General features: G+C 71.4%; 21 protein-coding genes. 7 read left to right on the top strand and 14 right to left on the bottom strand.

The genetic code is table 11. The features are described from left to right. Nucleotides 1-5: 5 nt before the first annotated feature. Genes ACFZAT_RS27080 through ACFZAT_RS27070 form a run of 3 tightly spaced genes read right to left on the bottom strand, consistent with a single transcriptional unit; the run spans nt 6 to nt 3,241 of the window. Nucleotides 6-914, bottom strand: a complete 909-nt coding sequence (locus tag ACFZAT_RS27080; RefSeq protein ID WP_391268061.1) for an ABC transporter permease subunit — start codon at nt 912-914, stop codon at nt 6-8. Next, complete coding sequence (locus ACFZAT_RS27075) at nt 907-1,917, bottom strand: ABC transporter permease subunit (protein ID WP_391268058.1); 1,011 nt, start codon at nt 1,915-1,917, stop codon at nt 907-909. The genes ACFZAT_RS27080 and ACFZAT_RS27075 overlap by 8 nt, the downstream gene beginning before the upstream one ends. Nucleotides 1,918-1,927: 10 nt before the next feature. Continuing rightward, entirely contained in the window at nt 1,928-3,241 is a 1,314-nt protein-coding gene (locus ACFZAT_RS27070) for an extracellular solute-binding protein (RefSeq protein ID WP_391268056.1), read from the bottom strand. 145 nt (nt 3,242-3,386) lie between these two features. Between ACFZAT_RS27070 and ACFZAT_RS27065 the strand changes: the two genes are divergently transcribed. Beyond that, nucleotides 3,387-4,733 (top strand): ROK family protein, encoded by a 1,347-nt coding sequence (locus ACFZAT_RS27065; protein WP_391268053.1) that lies wholly within the window; start codon nt 3,387-3,389, stop codon nt 4,731-4,733. Nucleotides 4,734-4,760: 27 nt separating this feature from the next. Here the strand turns inward: ACFZAT_RS27065 and ACFZAT_RS27060 are convergent, their stop codons facing one another. Together ACFZAT_RS27060 and ACFZAT_RS27055 are read right to left on the bottom strand one after the other, a co-directional pair. Next, nucleotides 4,761-5,858, bottom strand: a complete 1,098-nt coding sequence (locus tag ACFZAT_RS27060) for a substrate-binding domain-containing protein (protein WP_391268051.1) — start codon at nt 5,856-5,858, stop codon at nt 4,761-4,763. Between the two features lie 8 nt (nt 5,859-5,866). Then, the gene (locus tag ACFZAT_RS27055) at nt 5,867-8,377 is read right to left on the bottom strand and encodes a glycoside hydrolase family 3 C-terminal domain-containing protein (RefSeq protein WP_391268048.1); all 2,511 of its coding nucleotides are present in this window, start codon (nt 8,375-8,377) and stop codon (nt 5,867-5,869) included. Nucleotides 8,378-8,559: 182 nt separating this feature from the next. Here ACFZAT_RS27055 and ACFZAT_RS27050 point away from each other — a divergent pair, with 182 nt between their 5' ends. Both ACFZAT_RS27050 and ACFZAT_RS27045 read left to right on the top strand, forming a co-directional pair. After that, nucleotides 8,560-9,525: a hypothetical protein gene (locus ACFZAT_RS27050; RefSeq protein ID WP_391268046.1), complete on the top strand. Its 966-nt coding sequence runs from the start codon at nt 8,560-8,562 to the stop codon at nt 9,523-9,525. Between the two features lie 109 nt (nt 9,526-9,634). Next, nucleotides 9,635-10,930 carry a transglycosylase family protein gene (locus ACFZAT_RS27045; protein WP_391268045.1) on the top strand — a complete coding sequence of 432 codons (1,296 nt, stop codon included), beginning with the start codon at nt 9,635-9,637 and terminating at the stop codon, nt 10,928-10,930. On the opposite strand, the gene ACFZAT_RS27040 is transcribed toward ACFZAT_RS27045, so the two are convergent. Beyond that, nucleotides 10,900-12,087, bottom strand: a complete 1,188-nt coding sequence (locus ACFZAT_RS27040; RefSeq protein WP_391268043.1) for a DMT family transporter — start codon at nt 12,085-12,087, stop codon at nt 10,900-10,902. The genes ACFZAT_RS27045 and ACFZAT_RS27040 overlap by 31 nt on opposite strands. A gap of 251 nt (nt 12,088-12,338) precedes the next feature. On the opposite strand from ACFZAT_RS27040, the gene ACFZAT_RS27035 reads away from it, so the two are divergent. After that, nucleotides 12,339-14,687, top strand: coding sequence for a GH92 family glycosyl hydrolase (locus tag ACFZAT_RS27035; protein WP_391268041.1), 2,349 nt, complete (start codon nt 12,339-12,341; stop codon nt 14,685-14,687). 72 nt (nt 14,688-14,759) lie between these two features. Here ACFZAT_RS27035 and ACFZAT_RS27030 read toward each other — a convergent pair whose 3' ends face one another. Both ACFZAT_RS27030 and ACFZAT_RS27025 read right to left on the bottom strand, forming a co-directional pair. Continuing rightward, entirely contained in the window at nt 14,760-15,092 is a 333-nt protein-coding gene (locus tag ACFZAT_RS27030) for an STAS domain-containing protein (protein ID WP_391268040.1), read from the bottom strand. A gap of 249 nt (nt 15,093-15,341) precedes the next feature. Beyond that, entirely contained in the window at nt 15,342-15,854 is a 513-nt protein-coding gene (locus tag ACFZAT_RS27025; RefSeq protein WP_391268038.1) for a MarR family transcriptional regulator, read from the bottom strand. Between the two features lie 80 nt (nt 15,855-15,934). Between ACFZAT_RS27025 and ACFZAT_RS27020 the strand changes: the two genes are divergently transcribed. Then, the gene (locus ACFZAT_RS27020; RefSeq protein WP_391268036.1) at nt 15,935-17,110 is read left to right on the top strand and encodes a SpoIIE family protein phosphatase; all 1,176 of its coding nucleotides are present in this window, start codon (nt 15,935-15,937) and stop codon (nt 17,108-17,110) included. A gap of 61 nt (nt 17,111-17,171) precedes the next feature. Here the strand turns inward: ACFZAT_RS27020 and ACFZAT_RS27015 are convergent, their stop codons facing one another. The 5 genes from ACFZAT_RS27015 to ACFZAT_RS26995 all read right to left on the bottom strand — a co-directional run bounded on the left by ACFZAT_RS27015 (nt 17,172) and on the right by ACFZAT_RS26995 (nt 22,136). Then, nucleotides 17,172-17,627 (bottom strand): ATP-binding protein, encoded by a 456-nt coding sequence (locus ACFZAT_RS27015; protein ID WP_391268034.1) that lies wholly within the window; start codon nt 17,625-17,627, stop codon nt 17,172-17,174. A 99-nt stretch (nt 17,628-17,726) separates the two neighbouring features. After that, the gene (locus ACFZAT_RS27010; RefSeq protein ID WP_391268033.1) at nt 17,727-18,170 is read right to left on the bottom strand and encodes a response regulator; all 444 of its coding nucleotides are present in this window, start codon (nt 18,168-18,170) and stop codon (nt 17,727-17,729) included. Then, on the bottom strand, nt 18,167-19,786 hold the full coding sequence (locus ACFZAT_RS27005) for a CHASE3 domain-containing protein (protein WP_391268031.1): 1,620 nt from the start codon (nt 19,784-19,786) through the stop codon (nt 18,167-18,169). Before ACFZAT_RS27005 ends, ACFZAT_RS27010 begins: the two co-directional genes overlap by 4 nt. Continuing rightward, nucleotides 19,776-21,035 (bottom strand): SpoIIE family protein phosphatase, encoded by a 1,260-nt coding sequence (locus tag ACFZAT_RS27000; RefSeq protein WP_391268177.1) that lies wholly within the window; start codon nt 21,033-21,035, stop codon nt 19,776-19,778. Before ACFZAT_RS27000 ends, ACFZAT_RS27005 begins: the two co-directional genes overlap by 11 nt. Nucleotides 21,036-21,233: 198 nt before the next feature. After that, a complete protein-coding gene (locus ACFZAT_RS26995; RefSeq protein WP_391268029.1) occupies nt 21,234-22,136 on the bottom strand; it encodes a SigB/SigF/SigG family RNA polymerase sigma factor in 903 nt (300 codons plus the stop codon). Between the two features lie 208 nt (nt 22,137-22,344). On the opposite strand from ACFZAT_RS26995, the gene ACFZAT_RS26990 reads away from it, so the two are divergent. Next, nucleotides 22,345-23,829, top strand: a complete 1,485-nt coding sequence (locus ACFZAT_RS26990; protein WP_391268027.1) for an SDR family NAD(P)-dependent oxidoreductase — start codon at nt 22,345-22,347, stop codon at nt 23,827-23,829. A gap of 347 nt (nt 23,830-24,176) precedes the next feature. Continuing rightward, a complete protein-coding gene (locus tag ACFZAT_RS26985; RefSeq protein ID WP_391268026.1) occupies nt 24,177-24,353 on the top strand; it encodes a hypothetical protein in 177 nt (58 codons plus the stop codon). A gap of 182 nt (nt 24,354-24,535) precedes the next feature. Here the strand turns inward: ACFZAT_RS26985 and ACFZAT_RS26980 are convergent, their stop codons facing one another. Beyond that, on the bottom strand, nt 24,536-25,939 hold the full coding sequence (locus tag ACFZAT_RS26980) for a lipase maturation factor family protein (protein WP_391268025.1): 1,404 nt from the start codon (nt 25,937-25,939) through the stop codon (nt 24,536-24,538). Between the last annotated feature and the right edge of the window lie 7 nt (nt 25,940-25,946).

The following is a 25,946-nucleotide window of genomic DNA, read 5'->3' as shown; positions in this document are numbered from 1 at the left end:
GGCGGTCACTTGACGGCTCCCGCGGTCAGGCCGGCCACCAGGTAGCGCTGGAGGAGCAGGAAGCCGGCGACGATCGGCACGCTGACGACGAGCGAGGCGGCCATGACCTGGTTCCAGTACACGTCGTTCTGGGTGGCGTAGCCCTGGAGGCCGACGGCCAGGGTGCGGGTGGTGTCGTTGGTCATGACGGAGGCGAAGAGGACCTCGCCCCAGGCCGTCATGAACGCGTACACGGCGACGGCCACGATGCCCGGCACGGCGGCCGGCACCACGACCCGGAACAGCGCGCGGATCGGCCCGCAGCCGTCGACGAGCGCTGCCTCGTCCAGATCCCGGGGGATCGAGTCGAAGTAGCCGATGAGCATCCAGATGGAGAACGGCAGCGAGAAGGTCAGATACGTGAGGATCAGACCGCCGCGCGAGCCGTACAGGGCGACGCCCGTGCTGTTGCCGATGTTCACGAAGATCAGGAACAGCGGCAGCAGGAAGAGGATGCCCGGGAACATCTGCGTGGAGAGCACCGTCACGGTGAAGACCCGCTTGCCGCGGAACTTGTAGCGGCTCACCGCGTACGCCGAGAACACCGCGATGATCACCGAGAGGACCGTCGCCGCGCCCGCCACGATCAGCGAGTTCACGAAGTAGCGGGCCAGCGGGACGGTGTCCCAGATGTCGATGTAGGGCTTCACGGTCAGCCCCGACGGGATCCAGTGGAACTTCCCCGACACGTCCTGGAGCGGCTTCAGCGAGCTGCTGATCATCACGTAGACGGGCAGCAGGACGAAGCCGGTCAGGAAGGTCAGGATGGCCCGGCGGATCCACAGGAAGGACTGCGGCGCGGCCATCGGGGAACGGTGGCGCGAGCGCCCCGTCGTCTTGGCGGGCAGCACGGACGGCTGGGCAGGGCTAGGCATCGGCACCCTTCCTTCCGCGTGAGGTGATCAACAGGTAGACGGCCGTCACGACCAGCAGGAACAGCAGCAGCAGCACGGACATCGCGGAGCCGGTGCCGAAGTTCCAGGTGACGAACGAGGACTGGTAGATGTGGATCGAGATCAGGTCCGCGTTCTCCGGTGCGGCCTTCCCGAACAGCACGTACGGGGTGTTGAAGTCGTTGAACGTCCACAGGAAGAGGACGAGTACCAGGACCTGGTTGACCGGGCGCAGCGAGGGCAGCGTGATCTTGCGGATCTGCTGCCAGATGCCGGCGCCGTCGATCGAGGCGGCCTCGTACAGCTCGCGCGGGATGTTCTGGAGCCCGGCCATCACGATCAGGAAGGCGAAGGGCCAGCCCTTCCAGACCGAGACGATGATCAGCGCGTAGATGCTGTTGTCGCCGATCAGCCAGAACGACGGCTGGTCGGTGATCCCGAGCTGGTCGTGGAGCACGTGGTTGACCAGGCCGTTGTCGCGCTGGAACATGAAGGCCCAGGTGATCACGGCCGCGTAGACCGGCAGGGCGTACGGGACGAGGAAGACCGCCCGCAGGAAGCCCCTGCCGCGGAAGTTCTCCTGCAGCATGATCGCCGCCGCGACCCCGAACAGCCACGCCAGGCCGACGGCGAAGAACGTGAAGACGCAGGTGACGAAGAACGAGTGGAGCAGTGCCTCGCCGATCGGGGCGTTGACGTCGACGGCGATCTTGTAGTTGTCGAAGCCACTCCAGGGCGCCCCGCCCCAGTTGTTGATGTAGAACTGCGTGAACTGGCGGAAGCTCATCACGATTCCGATGATCATCGGAATCACATGGACGAGGAGTTCGAGCAGGACGGCCGGCAGGAGCAGGAGATAGGGCAGTCCGCCCTGGCGGATCCGGTCGGGGATGCGCGGCAGTCTCCTGCGCGCACCCCCGCTGCCCCGGCTCGTCACCCTGTCCGACTTTTCCGTCAGGCTGTCGGTGGTCACGGTGGCGGTCATGAAGGGAGCCTTACTGCTGCATCGTCTGCTGGGCCTTTTCCAGGCGCGCCTTGACGGATTCGGTGGTCACGGGGCGGCCGGCCGCTGCGTCGGCCCACAGCTCCTTGACCGCGGTGCCGACGGCGGTCTCGAACTGCGACTCGTTGGGGACCTGCGGCAGCGGGGCCGCGCTCTTGGCCAGCGTGTCGCGCAGGACCGCGAGGTCGGGCGCCGAGAACGCCTCGTCCGCCTGGGCGGTCTTGACCGGCGGGATCGACCCGTAGGTCTTGTTGAGCAGCTTCTGCTCGTCGTCGCTCGTCATGAACTTCACGAACTTCTTGGCGCCGTCGAGGTTCTTGGTGTTCTTGAACACCGCCATGTTGATGCCGGCGACCATGGAGTTGGTGTTCTTGCCCTGGCCGGGGGTGCCCGAGGCGACCGGCACGGGGGCCGCGCCCCAGTCCTCGGGCTTCATGCCCTGCGAGGCGAAGGTGGAGGCGGCGGCCTGCCACAGCACCATCGCGGTCCTGCCCTTGGCGAAGTCCGTCAGGGACTGGTTCTGGGCGTACTCCGCGTTGCCCGGGGCGATGATCTTGTCCTTGGCCATGAAGTCGATGTACTGCTTCACGGCCGCGACCGCGCCGTCCGAGGTGAAGGTCGGCTTGCCGTCGGCGTCGAAGAAGTCGGCGCCGTGCTGCTGGCCCAGGACGAACGTCTGGTGGATGTTGTTGGAGAGGTTGGAGCCTTCGGCGCCCAGCCCCCACTTGCCGTTCTTGGAGAGCTTCTTGCCGTCCGCGACCAGCTCGTCCCAGGTGGCCGGGGGCTTCTCGATGCCGGCGTCGGCGAAGCTCTTCTTGTTGTAGTAGAGGGCGTACGCGAGTGAGTACAGCGGCACCGCGGCGGGGTCCTGACCCTCCGCACCGGCCGAGGCGACCGCCGAGTCGACGAACCGGTCACGGCCGCCGATCGCGTCGAAGTTCTCCTTGCTCCAGGGGAGCAGCGCACCGGTGGCCTGGAGCGAGGCCGACCAGGTGTTGCCGATGTTCAGCACGTCCGGGCCCTGACCGGACGTGGTGGCGGCGAGGATGCGGTTGAGCAGGTCGGCCCACGGCACGACCTCCAGCTTGACCTTGATGCCGGTCTGCTTCTCGAACTTCTTCAGCTCGGGGGTCAGGATCTTCTTGTCGGCCTCGATGCTGGGTCCCTGGTTGGAGGCCCAGTACGTGAGGGTCTTCGGCGCATCGTTGCTGCCGCCGCCCGAGGACGTACCGCCTCCGCAGCCGGTGACACCGGCGGCTATGGAGATCGCGAGGGTGACGGCTGCCGCGGCTCTGATGGTGCGCATACGGGATGGCCCCTTTCCGGGGAGGAAGGCTGTGTTCGAGAACCGAACGACCTTCAGGACTTAATTTATGACGTGATTTAAGAGGTGAGAGAAGGTCGCGTCAAGTCCCGGGGTCGCGGTATGTTTCCGCCAGGGAAGGAGCCACATGGCTGAGCGCAACAGACGGACCGTGCGTGACCTGCGACGCGGCAACCGGTCGCGGGTATTGCAACGGTTGTATTTCGACGGCCCGCTGAGCCGCCAGGAGCTCGGTCCGGCGACCGGGCTGAGTTCGGGTTCCATCAGCAACGTCGTCGCGGAGCTCTCCGCGGAGAACCTCCTGGAGGAGGCCGGGGTCGTGGACTCCGACGGCGGCCGCCCCCGCACCCTGCTGCGCGTCGCCCCCGGCGGCGGCCTCCTCATCGGCATCGACATCGGTGAGACCCGGATCAGGGTGGAGCTCTTCGACCTCTCCCTGACCGAACTCGCCCGCACCGAACGGCTGCTCGCCCAGCACGGCTACGACGTGGACCGCATCGTCGGCCATGTCCGCAGCGGCGTCGCCGACGTGCTGCGGGACGCCGGCGCCGACCCGCACCGGCTGCTCGGCATCGGGATCGGCGTCCCCGGCATCATCGAGCGCCACGCGCCGGACGGCTCCGTCGGCGATGTGGGCTCCGTCGTCCACGGCCAGACGATCGACTGGAGCGCCGTCCCCTTCGAGCGGCTGCTCCGGGACGCCGTGCGGGTGCCGCCCGAGGTGCCGTTCTTCATCGACAACGGCGCCAAGACGCTGGGCCAGGCCGAGATGTGGTTCGGCGGCGGGCGGGGCGCGGGAGCCTCCGCCATCGCCCTCATCGGCTCCGGCGTCGGCGCCTGCGTGAACCACGGCGACCTGCTGGACGAGGACCGCAGCAGCCAGGCCCTGGAGTGGGGCCACAGCACCGTGCAACTGCGCGGCCGGCGGTGCCGCTGCGGCTCGATCGGCTGCCTGGAGGCGTACGCGGGGGCCGAGGCGATGCGCGAGCGCTGGCACGAGGCGGGCGGCCCGCTGCCCGTCGACGCCGACGACGAGACCGCGCTCGCCGCGCTCCTCGGCGCCGCCTACCCGCCCCCCGGCGTCGAACCGGACCCGGTGGCGGTCGCGCTGCTCGACGAGACGGCCGAGTGCCTGGGCGCCGCGCTGGGCGACCTGATCAACCTCTTCCTGCCCGAGCGCATCCTGCTCGGCGGCTGGGCGGGCCTCCTCATCGGCCCGCATCTGCTGCCCGACATCCGGCGGTACGCCCAGGAGTACGCGCTCAAGCACGCCGCGGCCCGGACCACCATCGAGATGGGCCGCCTCGGCCCGGACGCGGTCACGGTCGGCGCGGCGACCCTGCCCCTGGCGGACTTCCTGGCGCGCGGCGGCAGCCGCCCCTCACCGGCGACCCGCCCCGGCCCCACGGCACCGGCAGCGCTCCGGACCGCGGCTGACGCGGTACGCGGCAGGGAGCGGCCCCGGACGGGATGAGCGGGTTCTCCGGCGGACCACCGGGCCCTACGCCGAGTCCCGCACCACCAGGGACGGCTCGAAGATCACGGACGTCGCGGCGCCCTCCGGCTTGCCCAGCCGCTCGATCAGCAGCCGGGCCATCTCGGCGGCCATCGCCTCCACCGGCTGTCGGACGGTGGTCAGCGGCGGGCGGCAGGCCAGGGCCGCGCTGCTGTCGTCGAAGCCGATCACCGCGACGTCCTCCGGGACCCGCTTGCCGCGCTCCCGCAGGACGTGGCAGGCGCCCGTGGCCATCAGGTCGTTCGCCGCGAACACCCCGTCCAGGTCCGGGTGCTCGGCGAGCAGCCGCTCCATCGCGGTCTCGCCGCTCTCCTGCGTGAACCGCCCCTCGGCGATCGCGATGTAGGGGTGGCCGTTCTGCGCCATCGTGTCCCGGAAGCCGGCCAGCCGCTCCTGCACCGCGGGCACGTCGAGCGGGCCGGTGATGGTCGCGATCCGCCGGCAGCCCCGGGCCAGCAGATGCTCGGCGGCCAGCCGCGCGCCGTCCTGGTGGGCGACGTCGACGTAGCTGATCCGGGCGGCCCGTGCCGGTCGCGCGTACAGCACGGCGGGCAGCCCCGCGTCCGTCAGCATGCCCGGCAGCGGGTCCTCCGCGTGCGTCGAGACGACCAGCGCGCCGTCCGCGCTGCCCTGGCGCAGGAACGCCACCACGTCCTCCCGCGCCCGTGACGTCTCGGCGAACATCAGGACCGGGTGCATCCCGCGCGGCCGCAGATAGTTGACCACTCCGGTCACCACCCGGCCGAAGAACGGGTCGGCGAAGACCTGCCCGGTGAACGAGGCCCCCTCGCCCCCGTCCGCCTCGTCCGCCGGCGCGTCCGCGTCCGCCTCCGTCTCCGGCTCGACGCCCGCACCGGACACCACCAGCGCGATGGCGTCGGTGCGCCGGGTCACCAGCGAGCGCGCCGCGCGGTTGGGCGCGTAGCCGGTGGAGGCGACCGCGCGGCGCACCGCCTCCTGGATCACCGGGTCGACATTCCGTACGCCGTTGATCACCCGGGAGACGGTGGCGCGGGAGACACCGGCCGCCCTCGCCACGTCCTCAAGGGTGGGTGTTCCGGCCGGTCGCAGATCATCCGTCATGAGCGCATTTATAGCATCAGCGGAGAGCGCTCTCCATCGTGCTCCGAACCGTTACCGGATCCTTTCCCGGCCGAGTCCGCGCCCGGCTCCGCCACGATCCGCGCGGTGAGCGGCAGATCGCCCGCCGAACGGCCTCCGAGCAGCGTGAACGCGCCCGCCTCCGTCTCCCAGCCGCGCCCCTCCGGCGACCAGTGGGCCAGCGCCCGCCCGTCCACCCGGACCACCGCGACCGCGCTCTCCCCGGGCTCCGCCCCGACCGCCGCGTAGCCGATCAGCTTGCGCACCGGGCGCTCGACGGCGGACCCGCTCCGCGCCAGATAGACCTGCGCCACCTCCCGCCCTCGCCGCCGTCCGGTGTTCCGCACCCGCACCCGTACGTCGAAGGGCTCCCCGGCCCGCACCGCCGCCGGGGCCGTCAGCTCCTCGTACGTCCAGCCGGTGTATCCGAGCCCGTGGCCGAACCAGTACGCCGGAGCGGCCGCCGACCGCAGCCAGGCCCGGTAACCGATGTGCGGGCCCTCCGTGTAGCGCAGCCGCCCCGCCGCGTCGGGTGAGGTCCCGAGCACCGGCACGTCGTCCTGGACGGCGGCCCAGGTGGTCGGCAGCCGGCCGCCCGGCTCGGCCCGCCCGAACAGCACGTCGGCCAGTCCGTCCCCGGCCTCCTGGCCCGGGAACCAGGCGAGCAGCAGCGCCGGCACCCGCTCGTGCCAGGGCAGGGCGACCGGGCCGCCCGCGTTGACCACGACGACGGTGCGCGGGTTGGCCCGCACGACCGCCCGCACCAGCGCGTCCTGGCCCTCCGGCAGCTCCAGGCTCTCCCGGTCGTGGCCCTCGGACTCGCTCTGCTCCGTCGTGCCCACGACGACCACCGCCACGTCGGCGGCGCGTGCGGAGGCGACCGCTCGGGCGAGCGCGGCGTCCGCGTCACCGGCGGGCGGAGCGGCGGCGAGGATCGTCGCGACCCCGGTGTGCGGCGCGAGCGAGCGGACCGCGACCACCTCCACCTCGCGGCCCGCCGTCAGTTCCGCGCGGGCCGTGTGCAGGGGCGGGGCCACGTGCACCCGGGTCGGGTCGTCGCTGTCCAGCGGGAAGGTGCCGGACAGCACCTCCTGGCCGTCGACGGTGAGCGAGATGTCGCCCCAGCCGCCGACCGCCCAGGTCCACGTACCGCTCTCGTGCGGCCGGAACAGGGCCCGGACCTCCACCGCGGCCGCGTCCCCGGCCGGGACGGACGGCTCCACGATCCGCCCGGACAGCCGGTGCTCCGCGTGGAGTTCGGCGCCCCGCGCGTCGAGCAGCCGCACCAGCACCCCGGGTCCGCCGTCGCGCGGATCGCGTGCCCGGTCGAGGCCGAGCGGTTCGGGCCGGCCGGACGGGGGCAGCCCCGGCCGGTACGTCACCGCCGCCACGCCGTCGAGCGCCCGCTCGATCCCGGCCAGCGGGGTCACCACGTGCTCCGGGAACACCTCCGCGCTGCCGCCGCCCTGGATGCGCACGGCGGTGGCGTGCGGCCCGATGACCGCGACGGACCGCAGCGCCGCAGGGTCCAGCGGCAGCAGCGCGCCCTCGTTGCGCAGGAGCACCGCACCGGCCGACACGGCACGGCGCAGCAGGGCGCGCCCGGCCTCCGGGGCCGTCGCGGGGCGGCGCGCCGGCCGATCGGCCCCGAGCGCGCCCACCCGGCGGGCCAGCCGCAGGAGCCTGCGTACCTTCTCGTCCACGGCTCCGGCGGGGACCAGACCCTGTTCGAGTGCCGCGAGCAGACCGGCCGCCCAGGGGCCGTCCGGGCCCGGCATCGCCAGGTCCTGTCCGGAGCGGGCGGAGTCGAGAAGGGTGCGCACGCCGCCCCAGTCGGAGACGACGAGGCCGTCGAAGTCCCAGTCGTCCTTGAGGGGGCGCTCCAGGAGCGGTGACGCGGACATGGTGACGCCGTCGACCTTGTTGTACGCGGACATGACGGCCCAGACCCCGGCCGCGACGGCTTCCTCGAACGGGGCGAGATACACCTCGTGCAGCGTGCGTTCATCCATACGGATGTCGACGGTCAGCCGGTCCGTCTCGGCGTCGTTGCCGACGAAGTGCTTCGCGGTGGCGGCCACGCCGCCCGACTGGATGCCCCGGATGAGCGCCGCGCCGGTGCGGCCGGTGAGCAACGGGTCCTCGGAGAAGCACTCGAAGTGCCGCCCGCCCAGCGGGGAACGGTGCAGGTTGAGGGTGGGGGCCAGGAGCACGTTGACGCCCTTGCGTCTCGCTTCCGAGGCGAGCAGCGCGCCGATGTCCGTCAGCAGCTGTGCGTCCCAGCAGGCGGCGAGCGCGGTGGGGGAGGGGAGGACGAGCGAGGTCTCGCGTTCGTCCCAGGTCTCGCCGCGGACGCCGGACGGGCCGTCGGAGAGAGTGAGCGCGCGCAGCCCGGCGGCCGGCTCGGCGCAGGTGCGCCAGGTGCTGGCGCCGGTGAGCAGACGAACCTTCTGTGCCGCGTCCAGCTTGTCGAGCAGCGGTTCGGTCTCTTCGTCCCTCATAGCGGCCATGCTCCTTCGTGCACCGCGCTCCCACGGATATCGGAGAGCGCTCTCCCAGCTGTCGCGCCCAGAGTCCCCGCTCGCCGCCGACCGTGTCAATGGGGGCCGGGGGCGGTCCGGTTGGAGCGGTCCGGTCCAGGGGCGGGGCCTACGATGCCCCCGGTCCTCGTTCTGGGGGAAACATGAGAGCCATACGCGTCACGGGCGTACTCGCCCTCGTCGTACTCCTGGCCGCGTGCGGCGGCAGCGGTCCCGGCCCGGAGCCGAGCGCGTCCGCCCCGCCACCCGTCTCGGTCGGGCTGGAAACCATCGGCAAGCCGGGGGACACCCGCCTCGGGCTGGCGATGCACCTCTCCAACCAGGGGCGCGCCCGCCCCGGAGTCGTCGTACGGGTGCACATCGGGGCCGCCCGGCCGGGCGAGCCCCTGCCGGACCTGGAGGAGCGGTCGGACGCGGGCTGGAAGGACATCGCGCTCACCGCCGACCGGGACGGACGCGGCTCGGCCGGCGCGTTCCGGACGAACCTGCCGAAGGGCGGCCTCCTCGGCTTCCTCGATGTGACCCCGCACGTCGGGCCCCGGCTCGAGGGCGGCGAACTCCCGGTGGACGTCACCCTGTCCGACGGTTCCCGGACGCTCGCGCGGGCGCACGGGGCCGTGCGCCCGGCCGCTCTGTCGCTCGACCGCGCCACCGCGGACGAGCCCGCCGCGCTGGGTCACGGGCGCTGGACCGAGGTGACGTACACGGCCGTCCACCACTCGCGCAGCGGTTATCCGCAGGCCCGGGTCCAGGCCGAGTTCGGCGCCTGCGAGGCGGGGCCGGACGATCCGCTCGAAGGGACCGGCTGCTCCGGCTCGCGGCGCCACGCCGTGACCACCCGGCTGCACACCCAGTGGTACGACGACGGCCGCTGGAAGGACGTGTCCGCGCCGGACGACGGCACCCTGCCGGCCGAGACGTTCACCCTGCCGCTGGGCGAACTGCCCGCGGACTCCGGGCGGAAGGTCCGGTTCAGGTTCGCCGGGACCGCGGACCTCGACGGCGAGTACCGCCTGCTCACGATCACGGCCCGGGTCGACGGCAAGGCCGTCGGCGCGTCCGCACGCTCCCTGGGCACCGGGCGGCCGCTGACCTTCGCCCTGCGCTGACGGGCCGCGCGCCCGTGGCCGAAACGCACCGTGGTCTTGTCATCACCCGTTGTTTGCACATAAGTTGACCGCTTGCGACGTGTCCTACAGCCAGTGGGGGAGCCAAGTCATGGCCGCGAACGGACGGCACCGCAGATACCAGCCGAGCCGCATCAACCGGGCTTCGCTCACGGTCACGGCAGGAGGCGCCGGCCTCGCCCTCCCGCTCCTCACCGCCGCCTCGGCGGGCGCCGCGTCCACGGACGTCTGGGAGAAGGTGGCCGCCTGCGAGTCCACCGGCAACTGGCACATCAACAGCGGCAACGGCTACTTCGGCGGCCTCCAGTTCACCCGCTCGACCTGGGCGGCCTACGGCGGCACGGTCTACGCGGCGCGCGCCGACCTCGCCACCAAGGACCAGCAGATCGCCATCGCGGAGAAGGTCCTGGACGGCCAGGGCCCCGGAGCCTGGCCGGTCTGCTCCGGAAAGGCGGGCCTGACCCGGGGCGGAGCCGCGCCCGACATCAGCACGCAGAGCGAGCGCACGGCGAGCGTCCGGACGCCCAGGAAGCCGGACAACGCGTCATTGTCGTCCCGCCCCGCGCAGACCAGGAAGGCCGCACCCCCGGCCACGCCGACCGCGGTGCCGGGCAAGCGCGAGTCGTACACCGTGACCCCCGGCGACTCGCTCTCCGGCATCGCGGACGACCAGCACCTCCAAGGCGGCTGGCAGCGGCTCTACGCGGCGAACCGCACGGTCGTCGGCGACGACCCGGACCTCATCTTCCCCGGCCAGCGCCTGACCCTGACCGGAAAGCCCAGGACGGCCACGAAGGCGACGCCGAGGACGGCGACCGAGGCCCAACCGAAGACCGCCTCCAGGGCCACACCGAAGACGGCTCCGAAGACGGCGCCCGAGGCGGCTCCGAAACCCGCCCGGAAGCCCGAACCGCAGCCGAAGCAGCAGACCAGGCCGCAGCCCAGGAAAACCCAGACGCACAAGCCCGAGCACACGCAGAAGCACAGCGGGCTCACCGCCCCCGTCGCGGCCCGCACCGGCACCCCGTACCACCAGTCCGGTTCCTGGTCCAGCGGCTACCACACGGGCGTCGACTTCCCCGTTCCCACCGGCACCTCCGTCAAGGCGATGGCGCCCGGGACCGTCGTATCGGCGGGCTGGGCGGGGCCGTACGGCTACCAGATCGTCATCCGGCACAGCGACGGCAAGTACAGCCAGTACGCACACCTGTCCTCGCTGCTCGTGCGCGGCGGACAGCACGTCGGCGGCGGCCAGCGGATCGCCCGCTCCGGCGCCACCGGCAACGTCACGGGGCCGCACCTGCACTTCGAGGTCCGTACCGGCCCCGAATACGGCTCCGACATCGATCCGCTGGCCTACCTCAGAGCGGGCGGCGTCAAGGTCTGAAGGCCCCCGTCAGCGGCCTCCCCGGCCGCCCCGCGCGCGGCGCCCGGGGGAGGGCCGAACTCCACCGGGCCGGCCAGGTCCTCCAGCGGCGTCCCCACGGGCAGCGCCGGGCGAGGCGTCGGGGCCCCCGCCGCCCCGGGTGCGCCCGCGGCGGCCGGAACCGGCTCCACCGTGCGGGGCGGGACGCCCGCCGGGACCGGTGGTCCGGCGGGCCCGGCGAAATCCCCGGCCCCCTCACCCACCGCCGAAGGCCCGTCGGGGGCGGATTCGGTGACCGGTCCGGGATCCACGGCACGCGTCCGCGCCTCCGACGCCAGGCGCTCCGAGGTCATCCGCTCCGAGGTCAGCATGATCAGCCCGCCGGCCGCGACCGTCCCGCACACCAGAGCCAGCACCGTGCCCGTGACCCCGTGCCGGAACTGCTCGCCGAACAGCGCGATCCCCACCGCCGCGGCCACCACCGGATTGACCACGGTCACCGTGGCCAGCGGGGCCGTCAGTCCCGCGCCCCGGTAGGCGGCCTGGGACAGCAGCAGGCCGGAGCCCGCCAGCGCCGCGATCACCAGCAGCGGCAGCAGCCCGGACTTCACGGCGCCCGCCGTCCACTCCATGGCCACGGTCTTCGTGTACACCGACGCGATGCCGAAGGCGACGCCCGCCGCCCCGGCCAGCACGACACTCCGCATCACCGGCCGGCGCATCGCGCGGGAGAGGAGGACCAGCGCGGCCACCGCGCCGAAGGTCACCATCGCCAGCATCAGCTGCTGCGGGGCCCCCAGGCTGTGCGCGTCGGAGCTGCCGGTCAGCGCGAGCAGCCCGGCCAGGCCCACCGTCGCCATGACCGCGCCGCGCCAAGCCGTGGCCCCGGCCCTGCGGCGTACGAACAGCGCGGCCATCGGCAGCGCGAAGACGATCGTGAGCGCCCCCAGCGGCTGTACGAGGCTCAGCGGGCCGTAGGCCAGTGCCACGACGTGCAGCACGGCACCCAGCCCGTTGAGCGTCACGGCCGCCCACCAGATCCGGTTGCGCAGCGGTGCGAGTGAGCGGCCGTCGGAGGCCGTGGCCACGCGCTCCTGGACGATCGCCCCGGCCGCGTAGGCGACCGCGGAGACCAGTGACAGGAGCACGGACAGCGCAAGGGAACTCATGTACACCACGATCCCCTTTTCCAGCCGCCGCGTCGTCGTCCCTGAGGCGGCGATCCGGCGTACTGCTTTGGTAGTACGGCAGTGGTCCGGGTGTCCTCCTCCTGACGGTAGTCCTCCCCGCGGCGGACGTCAGAAGGATCTTGCCGGGCGGCCGCCTTCACGGGACCGACACGCGCCGGGTCCGTCCGACCCCTTGACGCGGTCACGGCGGAATTCAAGAATGATCGCGCTCTGACAACGTTGTCCTAAGGAGTCTCCCCATGCATCGGACCCCACGGCCGGGACTGCGCGGCCCGGCGGCCGTACTCGCCGCCGCCGCGCTCCTGGGCGGTGTCCTCCTCCCCGGGGCCACGGCCGAGGCCGCCCCCAGGAGCGACGGCCGGCTGACCGATCTGGTCAATCCGTTCATCGGCACCCAGAACGAGGGCAACACCTACCCCGGCGCCTCCGTGCCCTTCGGCATGGTGCAGCTGTCGCCGGACACCGGCCACAACACCGGTTACGACTACGGCGAGAACCACATCCGGGGCTTCTCCTCCGTCCATCTCTCCGGCGTCGGCTGCGGACTCGGCGGCGACCTGCCGACGCTGCCCACCACCGGAGACGTCACCGAGACCGACTACGCCAAGTACGCGGCGGAGTTCAGCCACGACGACGAGAAGGCGAGCCCCGGCTACTACCAGGTCGGGCTCAAGACCGGCATCGAGGCCGAACTGACCGCCACCGAGCGCACCGGCGTCCAGCGCTACACCTTCCCGGCCACCGACAAGGCCAACGTCCTGCTCAACGCGGGCCAGTCGCTGCACCGGACGCTCTCCTCCGACGTGGAGATCCTGGACAACCGCACCGTGCGGACCGCCATCACCGGCAGCGGCTTCTGCCAGGACACCAAGCCGTACACGGTCTACACGGTCACCCGCTTCGACCGCCCCTTCACCACCTCCGGCACCTGGAACGGCGACGCCGTCAGTGACGCGAAGACGTCGAAGGCCACCGACGCCCGCAACGGAGCCTGGCTGCGGTTCGACACCACCAAGGACCGCACCGTCGAGGCCACCACGGCCCTGAGCTACGTCGACGCCAAGGGCGCCGCGCTCAACCTCCGCGCCGAGGGCGGCCACACCTTCGACCACGTCCTGCGCGCCGCCGAACGCACCTGGGAGGACCGCCTCGAAGGCGTGAAGGCCCAGGGCGGAAGCGACGAGCTGCGCCGCACCTTCTACTCCTCCCTCTACCGGTCCTTCCTCGCACCCAACGTGGGCAGCGACGTGGACGGCCGCTACACCGGCTGGGACCAGAAGAAGCACACCGCGAAGGGCTTCACGTATTACCAGAACTGGTCGCTCTGGGACACCTACCGCACCCAGGCCCAGCTGCTCTCGCTGCTCGCGCCGCGCGAATCCCGCGACATGGCGATATCCGTCCTGCGCATCGACGCGGAGAGCGGCTGGCTGCCCAAGTGGGGCTACGGCACGGTCGAGACCAACATCATGACCGGCGACCCCGTCACCCCCTTCCTCACCAACGCCTACCAGCAGGGCCTGCTGAAGGGGTACGAGGAGGAGGCGTACCGCGCTCTGAAGAAGAACGCGGACGGGGTGCCGCCCACCGACTCGGCGCCCGTGGGCCGCGAGGCCAACGTCCAGTATCTGAAGGACGGCTTCGCCCCGTACATCAAGGACCGGCCGCACGCGAAGCCCGGGGACTCCGACTTCGACCACGGCGCCTCCGCGACCCTGGAGTACGCCCTCGCCGACGGCATGCTCGCCGAGATGGCCCGCGACCTCGGCCACAAGGCCGACGCCGCACGCTACGGGGCCCGCGCCCAGAACTACCGGAAGATCTTCGACCCCTCGACCGGCTTCTTCCGCGCCCGCGACGCCGCCGGCGCGTTCACCGGCCCCGCCGACCCGGCCGAGAGCGAGGGCTTCCACGAGGGCACGTCCTGGCAGTACCAGTGGATGGTCCCGCAGGACATCCCCGGCATGGTCGACCTCATCGGAGGGAAGGACGCCGCCAACCAGCGGCTCGACTCGTTCTTCGCGTACGACAAGCTCCTCGCCGACCCGGCGAAGACCGCCCGCGAGGTGTGGGTGAACGGCCCGTACGCGTACTACAACGCCGACAAGTACAACCCGCAGAACGAGCCCGACCTCATCGCCCCGTACACCTATCTCTCCACCGGCCAGCCGTGGAAGACCACCGATGTGGTCCACGCGGCCCTGACGCTCTTCACCAATGGCCCGACCGGCATGACCGGCAACGACGACCTCGGCACGATGTCCGCCTGGATGGTGCTCTCGTCCATCGGCGTCTTCCCGGTCCAGCCGGGCACCGACACCTGGGGCCTGTCCACGCCCGCGTTCGAGCGCGTCGACATCAAGCTCGACCGGCGCTACTACCCGCACGGCGCGCTGACCGTCAGCGCCCCCGGCACCTCGGACGCCGACCGCTACATCCAGTCCGCCCGGCTCGACCGTGCGACGCAGTCGCGCACGTACCTGACCACGGACGACATCCGCTCGGCCCGCTCGCTCTCCTTCACGGTGGGCGACGAGCCGTCGGCATGGGGCACCTCGCCCGAGGACGCCCCGCCCGCCCTGGACTGACCGGGCGGCCGCACGACCGAGCGCCCTTCTCCCCACCGGTGGGGAGAAGGGCGCTCGGCGTTTGCCTCTTCGCTAGGCGGGAAGCGGCGGGTCGATCGCCTCGGCGACGCTCGGGAAGACCGGGACCGCGCTGTCCAGGCCCAGAACGGAGATAAGCCGTTCCATGAAGACCGAGGGTGCGGCGAGCCGCAGCCGGGGACCGAGAGCCGTCTGTCCCTGCAGCAGCACGTTCACCGTCGTGGAGTCCGCGAAACTCACGTCCGAGAGGTCGACGACGACCGGCCCGGCACCCTCCCGCGACGCGTTCTCCAGCGCGGTGCCCAGCGGCGCCACGTTGTCGATGTCGAGGTCACCGGTTACAGCGAGCACCAACGCCCCACGTTCCTGCCGTGGGACGATCTGCATGGCTCTGCCGGCGCTGGGCGGTGGAAGCACGTTCACCTCATGTTGCACTGGGCGGCGGGGGTAACGCCGCGATCGGACGGGCAGTCCGATTCTGCTCCGTCCCTGCTCGCGGCGGGAATGCTCAACGATAAAAGTAACAGTTGCCATTTGACAACATTCTTCGTGGGGCAACAATCTGTACCGAACGATCAACGTGAGCGCCCGTCCGAGCGGCGCCTTCGGAACGCGGAAGCAGGGGCGTGCATGAAGCTAGGCGCTGTCCGCGACATCGTCGCGAATCCGGCCGGCGGTACTCCGCTCACCGGTGAGCCGCTGCGATGCCGCCGAGCGGAAGGCGGCGAGCCCCACGGCCAGGGCCGCCACATCGGAAGGCTGCATCCGTTCCAGCACGGCGGTCAGTTCCCGCGTGCGGATCGCGCGGTACTCCTCCAGCAGTTCGCGCCCCTGAAGGGTCAGCCGGAGCTCGACCTCCCGGCGGCTCGTCGGGCTCGGGTCGCGCTGGACCAGACCCATGGCCTCCATCCGGTCGCACAGCCGGCTCACCGACGGCGCCCGCGAGCCGAGCGCCTCGCCGAGGGAGCGCAGATTGCTCCCCTCCTGCTGCTCGATGACGAGGAGCGCGCGAAGCTGGGAGGGGGAGACAACTCCCCGGGCGGCGGCCTCCTGGCCTCGCCCCCACAACACCTCCAGAAGTTCGGACGCGGCACAGACGTCCTCGGACACCTGTTCAGGGCGGTGAGGGAGTCCGGTGCGGTGGGGCATTTCTCCACTCTGTCACCCGTAGCGTGCTCCTGTCAGCCTGGCTCCGCGCCCGCCATCCACCGAAGAATGGGCGAAACAGCGTGAATGCCCCCACGGATATCGAACGAGCGCTCCGCGCGGCGCCGCCGTATGCCCTGGTGAAGACGGTGCGCGAGATCCTCGCGAAAACGTACGGGGCCCTCTCGGTGCAGCTTTTCCTGGCGGATTATGGAATGACCGTGCTCAACCCGGTCGACGCCGGCGACGGCCCCGGACAGCCGCTCTCCCTGAACAACAGCGCGCAGGGCCGCGCCTTCGGCAGCCAGCGCCCCCACCAAGGCCGCACCGGCCCCGACGACGCGGCCGACCACCACTTCCCGGTCACCGTCCGCGGCGAACGCCTCGGCATCCTCACTGTCCGGCTTCCCTCCGCGCGCGCCACCCCGCAGGTCACGGACGACCTCACCCATGTGGCGGACCTCCTCGGCCACGAGATCGTCGTCGCAGAACGGGACACCGACCACTACCAGCGCGCCCGGCGCGCCACGCGCCTCACTCTCGCGGCCGAGATGCAGTGGCAGCTGCTCCCCGCGAGGTCGTTCACCGCCGCCGAATACGCCATAGGCGCCCAGCTCGAACCCGCCTACGCCATCCACGGCGACAACTTCGACTGGGCGGCGGAGGGCGACCAGCTCAGCGTCGCCGTGACCAACGGCATGGGGGAGGGCATCCGCGCCTCCCTCCTCACCAACCTCGCCGTCAACGCCCTGCGCAACGCCAGGCGGGCCGGGATCGGCATCGCGGACCAAGCGGCCCTGGCCGACCAGGCCATCTACGAGCAGCACCGCGGCGCCGCCCACGTCTCCACCCTGCTGCTCCGCTTCGATCTGCCCACGGGGTCCGTCGAGGCGGTGGACGCGGGCTCCCCGCAGCTGTGGCGGCTGCGCGGCCGCACGGTCACCCGGGTCGCGCTGGACGCCCAGCTCCCGCTGGGGATGTTCGAGGAGTCGCAGTACGCCGTCCAGCACCTCCAGGCCCGCCCCGGCGACCGGCTGCTGCTCGTCAGCGACGGGGTCTACGACGCGATCACACCGGCCGGCGAGACGTTCGCGGAACGCGGTCTGCCCAGGGCCGTCCTCGCCACCCGGCTGCTGCCGGCGGCCGCCGTGCCCGGCGCGGTCCTGCGTGAACTGGCGGAACACCGGGCGTCCGACACGCTGGACGACGCCCTCGTCATGTGCATCGACTGGTTCGGCCGCCCCGAGGCCAGGAGCTGAGCCCGGCACCCTCGCTCGAGCCCGGGCCGGGACACCGCCCGCCCGGCGCTCCCCGGCCGGCTCAGCCGCTCAGCGTGAACTCGGCCCTGATGCGCTTGCCGACCGGCACCCGCTCGGCCGTGACGCGGTCGCACAGGGCCACCACGATCTCCATGCCGTGGCCGCCCAGGCGGCTCGGGTCGGGGGCGTAGAAAACGGGCAGCGCGCTGCTGCTGTCGTACACCGTGATGCTGATCCGCTCCGCCGTGCCCTCCAGCTCCAGCAGATACGGGCCGTGGCTGTAGCGCTCCGCGTTGGTGACGAGCTCGCTCACGGCCAGCATCAGGTCGTTACGGGTGTGCGTGCCGAGCACGGCCATCCACTCCGACACCAGCCTGCCGAGAAAGCGGTCTGCCAGTGCCCGCGCCTGGGAGATGCAGCCCGGCTCACCGTCGAACACTTCGGCGCTGTGCAATGCCTCCGTGGGCGGACAACTCCGGGGGGAGTCGTCCGGCCGGGAGATCGCCTGCTCGTTCATGTGCTCCAGCCAGGGCGCAGCGGGGGAGGTCGCAGACCTCTATCTTGTGATCGTGTACCCGCGTCGGGAGATCCCATTCCCGTGCGTCGTCAGCGAATATTACGCGCGGCCGGGAAGCCGCACCACGGTGACGAAGAAGTCGTCGATCTGCCGGACCGCCGCGATGAACTGGTCCAGGTCGACCGGCTTGGTGACGTAGGCGTTGGCGTGCAGTTTGTAGCTGCGCAGGATGTCCTCCTCGGCGGAGGACGTGGTGAGCACGACGACGGGGATCAGGGCCAGTTCCTGGTCCTGCTTGATCTGCTCCAGCACTTGGCGTCCGTCGTACTTCGGCAGGTTCAGGTCGAGCAGGATCAGATCGGGCCGGGGCGCCCCGGTGTGGGCTCCGCGGCGGTAGAGGAAGTCGAGTGCCTCCTCGCCGTCGCGGACCACGTGGAGCGTGTTGCGGATCTTGTTGTCCTCGAACGCCTCACGCGTCATCAGCTCGTCGCCCGGGTCGTCCTCGACGAGCAGGACCTCGATGGGCTCTACGGGAGTGTTCACTGGGTGTCTCCGGAGATCTCCGCAGGGGATGCGGTGTCGTTGGTTTCCGCGGGAGCGGCATCGGCGGGCAGCGAGAAGTGGACCCGCGCCCCCTGACGGGAATCGGGATCCAGCCAGATCCTGCCCCCGTGGAACTCAATGATCTTGCGGCACAGGGCGAGGCCGATGCCCGTCCCGTCGTACTCGTCACGGGCGTGCAGGCGCTGGAAGATGACGAAGACCTTCTCCGCGAACTCGGGCGCGATGCCGATTCCGTTGTCGGCCACCGTGAAGTGCCAGTTGTCGTCCTCCCGCTCGCATCCGACCGTGATCACGCAGGGCTCGTCGGCACGGCGGAATTTCACCGCGTTCCCGATCAGGTTCTGCCAGATCATCGCGAGCGTCGTGGGGTCGCCGGTCACCGAGGGGAGCGGGTTCTCGCGGACGACCGTGGTCCCCGATTCCTCGATGACCATCCCCAGGTTGGCCAGCGCCCGGTCGAGCGACTTGTCGAGCTCGACGGGGGTCCAGCTGTCGTGGACGCGCCCGACCCGGGAGAACGTCAGCAGGTCGTTGATGAGGACCTGCATGCGCTTGGCGCCGTCCACCGCGAAGTCGATGTACTGCTTGCCGCGGCCGTCCAGCTCGGTGCCGTACCGCTTGTCCAGCAGCTGGCAGAACGAGGCGACCTTCCGCAGCGGTTCCTGGAGGTCGTGCGAGGCGACGTACGCGAACTGCTCAAGCTCCGAATTGGACCGGCGCAGCTCCACGGTCTGCTGCGCCAAGATGTTCTCGCGTTCCTGTGTGGCGTCCAGCTCGGCCACCAGTCGGCCCCGCATGTCCTCGACCGCGGCGGCGACCGCACGTACGTCGGACGGGCCGTCCACCTCGATCCGCTGGGCCCGGAAGTTCCCGGCGCGTACCCGCCGGGACGCCTCGGCCAGCGCGTTCAGCGGCCGTCCCACGGTGCGCTGGAGCAGGACGCTGAGGGCGACGACGCAGAGCGCGAAGACGACCAGCAGGGCCGCGAGCACCCGGTCACGGGTGTGCCGGGCGTCTTCCAGCTCGGCGCGCACCCGGTCCCGAGCGGAGTCGAGATGAGCCTGTTGGGTGGCGTAGAGCTGCCGCAGCTTGTCGAAGGCCGCCTTGCTCTCGGCGGTCCTGGCGGACGAGCGCGTCCCGGGACCGTCGCGCCGGACATCGGCGACGAGCGGGTCGGCGTGCACCCGGCGCCAGTCCGCGGCGGCGGCGGCGATCCGGTCCAGGTCGCGGTCGTACGGCTGCCCGTCGCCCATCGTGGAGCGCACCCGGGCCAGCCGGTCCCGCTCCTCCTTCTTGCCGTCGGCGAACGGCTCCAGGAACGAGTCGTCACCGGTCAGCGCGTAGCCCCGGACCCCCGTCTCCTGGTTGAGCAGCGCGTTCTGGAGCTGGAAGGAGGCGGAGCGGGCCGGCTGGATGTGGTCCACCAGTTCGGTCGTCTGGTCCGAGATCCGGGCCAGGACGAGACCACCCGCCACCACGCAGCCACAGACCACGACGACGAAGGCGGCCAGGATGAGGTGGACCCAGTTCTGTACGGACAGGCGGGCCAAGCGGCCCGCCGACCGTGCCGGAGCTTCCGGTATTTCACTGTTCATGAGCGGTGTTTCTCCAGCCGAGGTGCAGGACGGCGACGTCGTCGGCAAGGCCACCGTGCGGAGCCGCGGCCTCCGAGGCACCCGCGACCAGCGCGTCGACGAATGGGCGGGCGGCGAGCGGGGCCATGTCCCGGGCCATGTCGAGCAGCCCCTCCTCACCCAGCCGGCTGTGCGGTCCGGTGCGTCCCTCGAAGAGGCCGTCGGTGAACAGGACGAGGGCGGCGCCGGGGGCGAGTTCGACATCGGTGACCGACCACTGGCCGTGCCCGGGCAGCAGCCCGAGCGCCATTCCGCCCTCGGGTTCCACCCAGTCGACCTCCGAGCCGTGCCGGAGGAGCAGCCCGGGGTGCCCGGCCCGCATGACACGGACGCGGTCGCGGCCGGGGGGGAAGGCCAGCGAGGTGACGGTCGCGAAGACATGGGGATCGGAGCGCTCGGCGATCAGGATCGATTCCAGGAGCCCGAGCTGTTCCAGCGGGTCGGTGCCGCACAGGACGGCGGTGCGCCAGGCGACCCGCAGGCACACCCCGAGCGCCGCCTCCGCCGCGCCGTGCCCCGACACGTCGCCGATGACCGCCCACACCGTGCCGTCCGGTGTCTGGACCACGTCGTAGAAGTCACCGCTGAGCAGCCCGTGGGCCCGGCCCGGTTCGTAGCGTGCGACGGCCTGGAAGCTGTCGTCGTTCAGCAGGGGGACGGGCAGCAGGCCGCGTTCCAGGCGCGCGTTCTCCTGCGCCATCAGCTGGTTGGCGCGCAGCGCCGACGCCGCCCGCTCGACCTGCTTGCGCTGGAGTGCGTAACGGATCGCGCGCGCGAGGGCCTGCGGGTCGAGCAGCCCCTTCATCAGATAGTCCTGCGCACCCGTCGCCACCGCGGCGAGCCCCGCGTCGGCCTCGGCGAGTCCGGTGAGCACCACGATGGCCGCGTCGGGGGACGTCTCGACGATCTGGGTGACGGCCCGCAGGCCGTGCACGTCGGGCAGATGCAGGTCGAGCAGGACACAGACGGGAGCCTGGTGCGACCGCAGGAAGGTCAGCGCCTCGGACAGCGTCTTGCACCACGTCAGGGTCGGGTCCAGCTCGCCGTCGGCGAGCATCTCCTCGACGAGCAGGGCATCACCGGCGTCGTCCTCGACCAGCAGAATCGTGCCGGTGACGTCCCACACGGAGTCGCGGTCGTCCGCCTCGGACGCCGCCTGGACCGGGAAGGGCCCTGGGACGGGAGGTCGGGCCGGGGCGCCCATGCGCATCTCAGCCACGTTTCACTCTCTCCTTGTACCGAGCGGGCCGCCCGCCGGTGTTGCGCAGCATATGTGAACGACGCCCGGCGATTCGCCGCCGGGCGTCGTTCACATATGGCTTCGGCCACACTCCGTCGGTGTGTGACCGATTCGAGAGGGTGGCCGGCCCCGGTCCGATGGCGCTCGCGCGCCCGGTCCGGTGGTGAATCAGGCTTCCACGGACATTCCCGCCCGCAGCCGCTTCACGATACGCGCCAGCAGCCGGGACACGTGCATCTGGGAGACCCCGAGCTCCGCGCCGATCTGGGCCTGCGTCATCTCCTCGCCGAACCGCATCTGGACGATCCGGCGCTCGCGCTCGTCCAGCTGCTCCAGCAGGGGCGCCAGGGTGTGCAGGTTCTCGACGGTCTCCATACCCGGGTCGGCCTCGCCGATCACATCGGCGAGCGACCGCTGCTCGTTGCCGGAGTCCGTCTCCGCGGTGGGGGTGTCGATCGAACCGGCCGAGTACCCGTTGGCCGCGACCAGGCCCTCGATGATCTCCTCCTCGGAGAGGTCGAGGTGGGCGGCCAGCTCGGCGACCGTGGGATCGCGGTCCAGCCGCGCCGACAGCGCCTCCTTCGCCTTCGCGAGATCGACGCGCAGCTCCTGGAGCCGGCGCGGCACGTGCACCGCCCAGGTGGTGTCCCGGAAGAACCGCTTGATCTCGCCGACGATGTAGGGGACGGCGAATGTGGCGAACTCCACCTCGCGCGAGAGGTCGAAGCGGTCGATGGCCTTGATCAGGCCGATGGTGCCGACCTGGATGATGTCCTCGGTGTCGTCACCGCCGCGGTTGCGGAACCGCGAGGCGGCGTACCGCACCAGCGAGAGATTCATCTCGATGAGGGTGTTGCGCGCGTACTGGTACTCGCGCGTGCCCTCCTCCAGCGTCTGCAGCTGGTCCAGGAACATCTTCGAGAGGGCCCGGGCGTCCTTGGGGGCGACCTTTCCGGTGTCCTCGATCCACGGCAGCTCCGCAGTGCCCGCACCGAGGGGTGCGCCGTCCTGCCGCGTGAGCGTGCACACGTCGCCGAGAACTCCGTCGGTCTGCTCCGTCGTGGTCGCCATGATGTGTGGCCCCTCCTGCTGGTCGCCAAGTGCTTCGCACACCGCCTGCCCCGGAATCGCGATGCCATGCACAACCGGTGCGAATCTTTTTTGCGCTCCTCGCGCCGGGCCCGTACTCACCCGATCGGAGCAGCTCACGGATCATGGCAAACTTGACCGAGCCCCACGCCCCCGGTGAGGCCGGCGGCACGAGCACAGAGGAACGGCGATGACGGTGACAGAGGACGGCCCCGAGATCGTGGCCGGGACCGAGACATTCGGCCCCGGTATCGACCCCGAGCGGCTGGCCGTCTGCCTGAGCGTGCTGGACGAACTCGACACCATCGAGGTCGACCACCCGGACGCCATCGCGGTGCGCCGGGCCACCGCCGGAATCTACCGGACCGTGAAGCAGCGCCGGCGCCAGGAGCGCCGGGCCGCCAAGACCGCGCACGACAAGGCGGTGACCGAGGCCACCGCCACCGGCTCGGCCGAGCGCATCGACGACGAGACCCAGGGAGTCCTGCCGTCCTCGTCCGCCAGGAGCGAGATCGCCGGCATCCTCCAGCGGCCCCGGTCCTGCTACGTGTGCAAGACGCGGTACGTCGAGGTCGACGCGTTCTACCACCAGCTCTGCCAGGACTGCGCCCGGGAGAACCGCGCCCGCCGCGACGCGCGCACCGACCTGACGGGCCGCCGGGCGCTGCTCACCGGCGGCCGTGCCAAGATCGGCATGTACATCGCGCTGCGGCTGCTCCGTGACGGGGCGCACACCACGATCACCACGCGCTTCCCCAACGACGCGATCCGCCGCTTCAAGGCGATGGAGGACAGCGACGAGTGGATCCACCGCCTGAAGATCGTCGGCATCGACCTGCGCGACCCGGCCCAGGTCGTCGCGCTCGCCGACTCGGTGGCGGCCGAGGGCCCGCTCGACATCCTGATCAACAACGCGGCGCAGACGGTCCGCCGCTCCGAGCAGGCGTACAGCGAGCTGCTGGCCGCCGAGTCGGCCCCGCTGCCCGCCGGTGAGCTGCCGCCCGCCGAGGTCATCGGCACCTTCGGCAGCGGCAGCGTCGACCGGGTCGCCGCGCTGCCCGCCGCCCGCACGGAGCTGCTCAGCGCGCAGGAGGTCACGGACCTCGCCCTGGTGAGCGGTTCGGCGTCGCCGGCCCGGATCGCCGCCGGGACCGCGATCGACGCGGGCGGCCTCGTCCCGGATCTGCACGACACCAACAGCTGGATCCAGACAGTCGACGAGGTCGAGCCGATCGAGCTGCTGGAAGTCCAGCTCTGCAACTCCACCGCGCCGTTCATCCTGATCAGCCGGCTCCGCCCGGCCATGGCGGCGACCGCGGCCAAGCACGCGTACGTGGTCAACGTCTCCGCCATGGAGGGCGTGTTCGGGCGCGGCTACAAGGGCGCGGGCCACCCGCACACCAACATGGCCAAGGCCGCGCTGAACATGCTGACCCGCACCAGCGCCCAGGAGATGTTCGAGAAGGACGGCATCCTGATGACCGCCGTCGACACCGGCTGGATCACCGACGAGCGTCCGCACCCGGACAAGATGCGGCTGGCCGAGGAGGGCTTTCACGCCCCGCTCGACCTGGTCGACGGTGCCGCCCGGGTCTACGACCCCATCGTCCGCGGCGAGGCCGGCGAGGCGCTGTACGGCTGCTTCCTCAAGGACTACGCCCCCGCCAACTGGTAAGAGGAGCGGGGGCGGTCGCCCCGGAGTGCGGAGACCCGGCGGGAATGATTTCCTGGCCGGGTCTTTTCCGTACGCGGTGGCTGAAAGTGACTCATGGCACACGTTCCATCGAGCGCGGGCGCGCTCATTTGGTTACTCTGATGTGAACGGACGTCATCGAGGAGTCCACGAACCCTCCTCGACCGTCCTGGGACAGGCTTGTCAACCAAGTCGCCGTCCCGCCCCGTACCCGGCGCCACCGCGACCGAACTGTTCCTGCCCCTGCCCCGCACGGGCGGCTGATTCCCGGCAATGGAGAACCGGAGCGTCGGCGACGCCCGGGGCTACGCGACACGAAGGAGTGCGCGGTGACGACACCGGAATTGACGAAGCAAGAGGAACGCCCGGCCGAACGGCACGCAAAGCCGAGGCGCGGCAGCGACAAGCTCCAGAACATCGAGGTCTGGGCCAGGTCCGCGCCGATCCGCCTGGCCGGCTACGAGGAGGACCTCGCCGAGCCGCACATCCTGCCCGGCATCGACTGAGCTCCCCGGCATCTGCTGTGGCCCGCCCCCTGCCCGGGGGCGGGCCACAGTGCGTTCGCCCCCGGCGAGGGTCCCGGTGTCCGGCGTGCCCCGGGTGTACCCGATTGGGCTACCGGGAACGCCCCCGGCGCGAGAGGCGCACCTCACTCACCGACCGGGGCAGGGCAGCGGGAAGCAGCCGCTCAGGCCCTGGTCGGACGCAGGAAATCGCGGACGAACGTGCGGTGCCACCAGCAGCCGGTGGCCCGCAGTTCGGGCCAGGTGGTGAAGCGGTAGCGGAAGACCCTCGCCCGCACCTGGGCGGGCGGGGCGTCCGGAAACGGGTTGTGGCGCAGCAGCCGCAGCGTGTCCCGGTCGTTCTCCAGCAGCCGCTCCACGAACGGCCCGAACCAGGACCAGGCGTACGCGGGGGAGAGCGCCGCGAACCACATCATCCAGTCGAGCCGCAGATGGTACGGGGCGAACTGACGCGGCATCCGGCGCGGATCACCCGGCTTGCCCCGGAAGCCGTACTCCTTCCACACCGTGCCCGGGTGCACCACCGCGTCGTCCGTGCCCTCGATCACCACTTCGAGGCGGACCCGGCTGATGCTGCCGAACGCGCCGTACGTGTTGACCAGGTGCAGCGGGTCGAAGGACCGGTTCATCACCTGGCGGCGGGAGACCAGATTGCGGGCCGGGCGACAGCTGAGGACCAGGACCAGTGCGGTGACCGCGACGACCACCACCGCGTACCAGACGGGCGCGCCCCGCTGGGCGGGCGGCTCCGTCACCGGCGACCAGTCGACGGCCGGCAGCGCCAGCGTGATGGTCAGCCAGTTCAGCCAGGCGAAGTTCCCCGAGAGCACCAGCCACAACTGCGTGACGATCATCAGCCCGGCCGCCGCGCTCGCCACCGGCTGCGGGGTGAACAGCAGCACCGGAACGAGCAACTGGGTCACATGGTTGGCCGCCACCTCGACCCGGTGCACGCGCCGGGGGAGACGGTGGAAGAACCAGCTCAGCGGGCCCGGCATCGGCTGCGTCTCGTGGTGGAAGTCCAGACACGTGAGGTTCCGCCAGCAGGCGTCGCCGCGCCACTTGATGAGTCCGGCGCCGAACTCCACCCGGAACAGCACCCACCGCAGCAGCCAGAGCACCAGCACCGGTGGCGCCGTGCCCCCGTTCCCCAGGAAGACGGCGAGGAATCCCGTCTCGAGGAGCAGCGACTCCCAGCCGAAGCCGTACCAGACACCGCCCACCTGCACGATCGACAGATACAGCAGCCAGGGCACCGCCCAGAGCGCCATCGCGGCCCCCAGCGGCACCTGGTTGTCCGCCCCGGCGATCAGCGCGACGGACACGGCGCACCCGGTCCAGGCCACCGCGGCGAAGAAGCGGTCGGAGTAGTGGAGCCGGAAGAGCCCCGGGGCGGTGCGCCAGGACGTACGCCGCAGCTCCCCGGTCGCGGGCAGCATGCCGCGCTCCCCGATCAGCGCCCGGAACTGGAGCGCGGCGGTGAGGAAGGCGGCCAGGTAGACGACGGCGAGGGCCTTCTGGAAGACCAGCCGGCCGAGCCAGTACCCGTCAGCGGTGAACCACTCCATCGCCTAC

Source organism: Streptomyces sp. NPDC008163 (genome assembly GCF_042956885.1).
In the GTDB taxonomy this organism is placed as follows: domain Bacteria; phylum Actinomycetota; class Actinomycetes; order Streptomycetales; family Streptomycetaceae; genus Streptomyces; species Streptomyces drozdowiczii_A.
The sequence above is the reverse complement of the archived record's forward strand: the minus strand, read 5'-3'. Positions and strand labels throughout refer to the sequence as shown.

Excerpts from the sequence above, each read along its gene's own strand:
- ACFZAT_RS27045 (WP_391268045.1), top strand. The coding sequence starts at position 9,635 with ATGGCCGCGAACGGACGGCACCGCAGATACCAGCCGAGCCGCATCAAC.
- ACFZAT_RS27075 (WP_391268058.1), bottom strand. The coding sequence starts at position 1,917 with ATGACCGCCACCGTGACCACCGACAGCCTGACGGAAAAGTCGGACAGG.
- ACFZAT_RS27060 (WP_391268051.1), bottom strand. The coding sequence starts at position 5,858 with ATGACGGATGATCTGCGACCGGCCGGAACACCCACCCTTGAGGACGTG.
- ACFZAT_RS27000 (WP_391268177.1), bottom strand. The coding sequence starts at position 21,035 with ATGCGCATGGGCGCCCCGGCCCGACCTCCCGTCCCAGGGCCCTTCCCG.
- ACFZAT_RS27030 (WP_391268040.1), bottom strand. The coding sequence starts at position 15,092 with ATGCAGATCGTCCCACGGCAGGAACGTGGGGCGTTGGTGCTCGCTGTA.
- ACFZAT_RS27015 (WP_391268034.1), bottom strand. The coding sequence starts at position 17,627 with ATGAACGAGCAGGCGATCTCCCGGCCGGACGACTCCCCCCGGAGTTGT.
- ACFZAT_RS27035 (WP_391268041.1), top strand. The coding sequence starts at position 12,339 with ATGCATCGGACCCCACGGCCGGGACTGCGCGGCCCGGCGGCCGTACTC.
- ACFZAT_RS27070 (WP_391268056.1), bottom strand. The coding sequence starts at position 3,241 with ATGCGCACCATCAGAGCCGCGGCAGCCGTCACCCTCGCGATCTCCATA.
- ACFZAT_RS27055 (WP_391268048.1), bottom strand. The coding sequence starts at position 8,377 with ATGAGGGACGAAGAGACCGAACCGCTGCTCGACAAGCTGGACGCGGCA.
- ACFZAT_RS26980 (WP_391268025.1), bottom strand. The coding sequence starts at position 25,939 with ATGGAGTGGTTCACCGCTGACGGGTACTGGCTCGGCCGGCTGGTCTTC.
- ACFZAT_RS27080 (WP_391268061.1), bottom strand. The coding sequence starts at position 914 with ATGCCTAGCCCTGCCCAGCCGTCCGTGCTGCCCGCCAAGACGACGGGG.
- ACFZAT_RS27050 (WP_391268046.1), top strand. The coding sequence starts at position 8,560 with ATGAGAGCCATACGCGTCACGGGCGTACTCGCCCTCGTCGTACTCCTG.
- ACFZAT_RS27005 (WP_391268031.1), bottom strand. The coding sequence starts at position 19,786 with ATGAACAGTGAAATACCGGAAGCTCCGGCACGGTCGGCGGGCCGCTTG.
- ACFZAT_RS27025 (WP_391268038.1), bottom strand. The coding sequence starts at position 15,854 with ATGCCCCACCGCACCGGACTCCCTCACCGCCCTGAACAGGTGTCCGAG.
- ACFZAT_RS26990 (WP_391268027.1), top strand. The coding sequence starts at position 22,345 with ATGACGGTGACAGAGGACGGCCCCGAGATCGTGGCCGGGACCGAGACA.
- ACFZAT_RS27065 (WP_391268053.1), top strand. The coding sequence starts at position 3,387 with ATGGCTGAGCGCAACAGACGGACCGTGCGTGACCTGCGACGCGGCAAC.
- ACFZAT_RS26995 (WP_391268029.1), bottom strand. The coding sequence starts at position 22,136 with ATGGCGACCACGACGGAGCAGACCGACGGAGTTCTCGGCGACGTGTGC.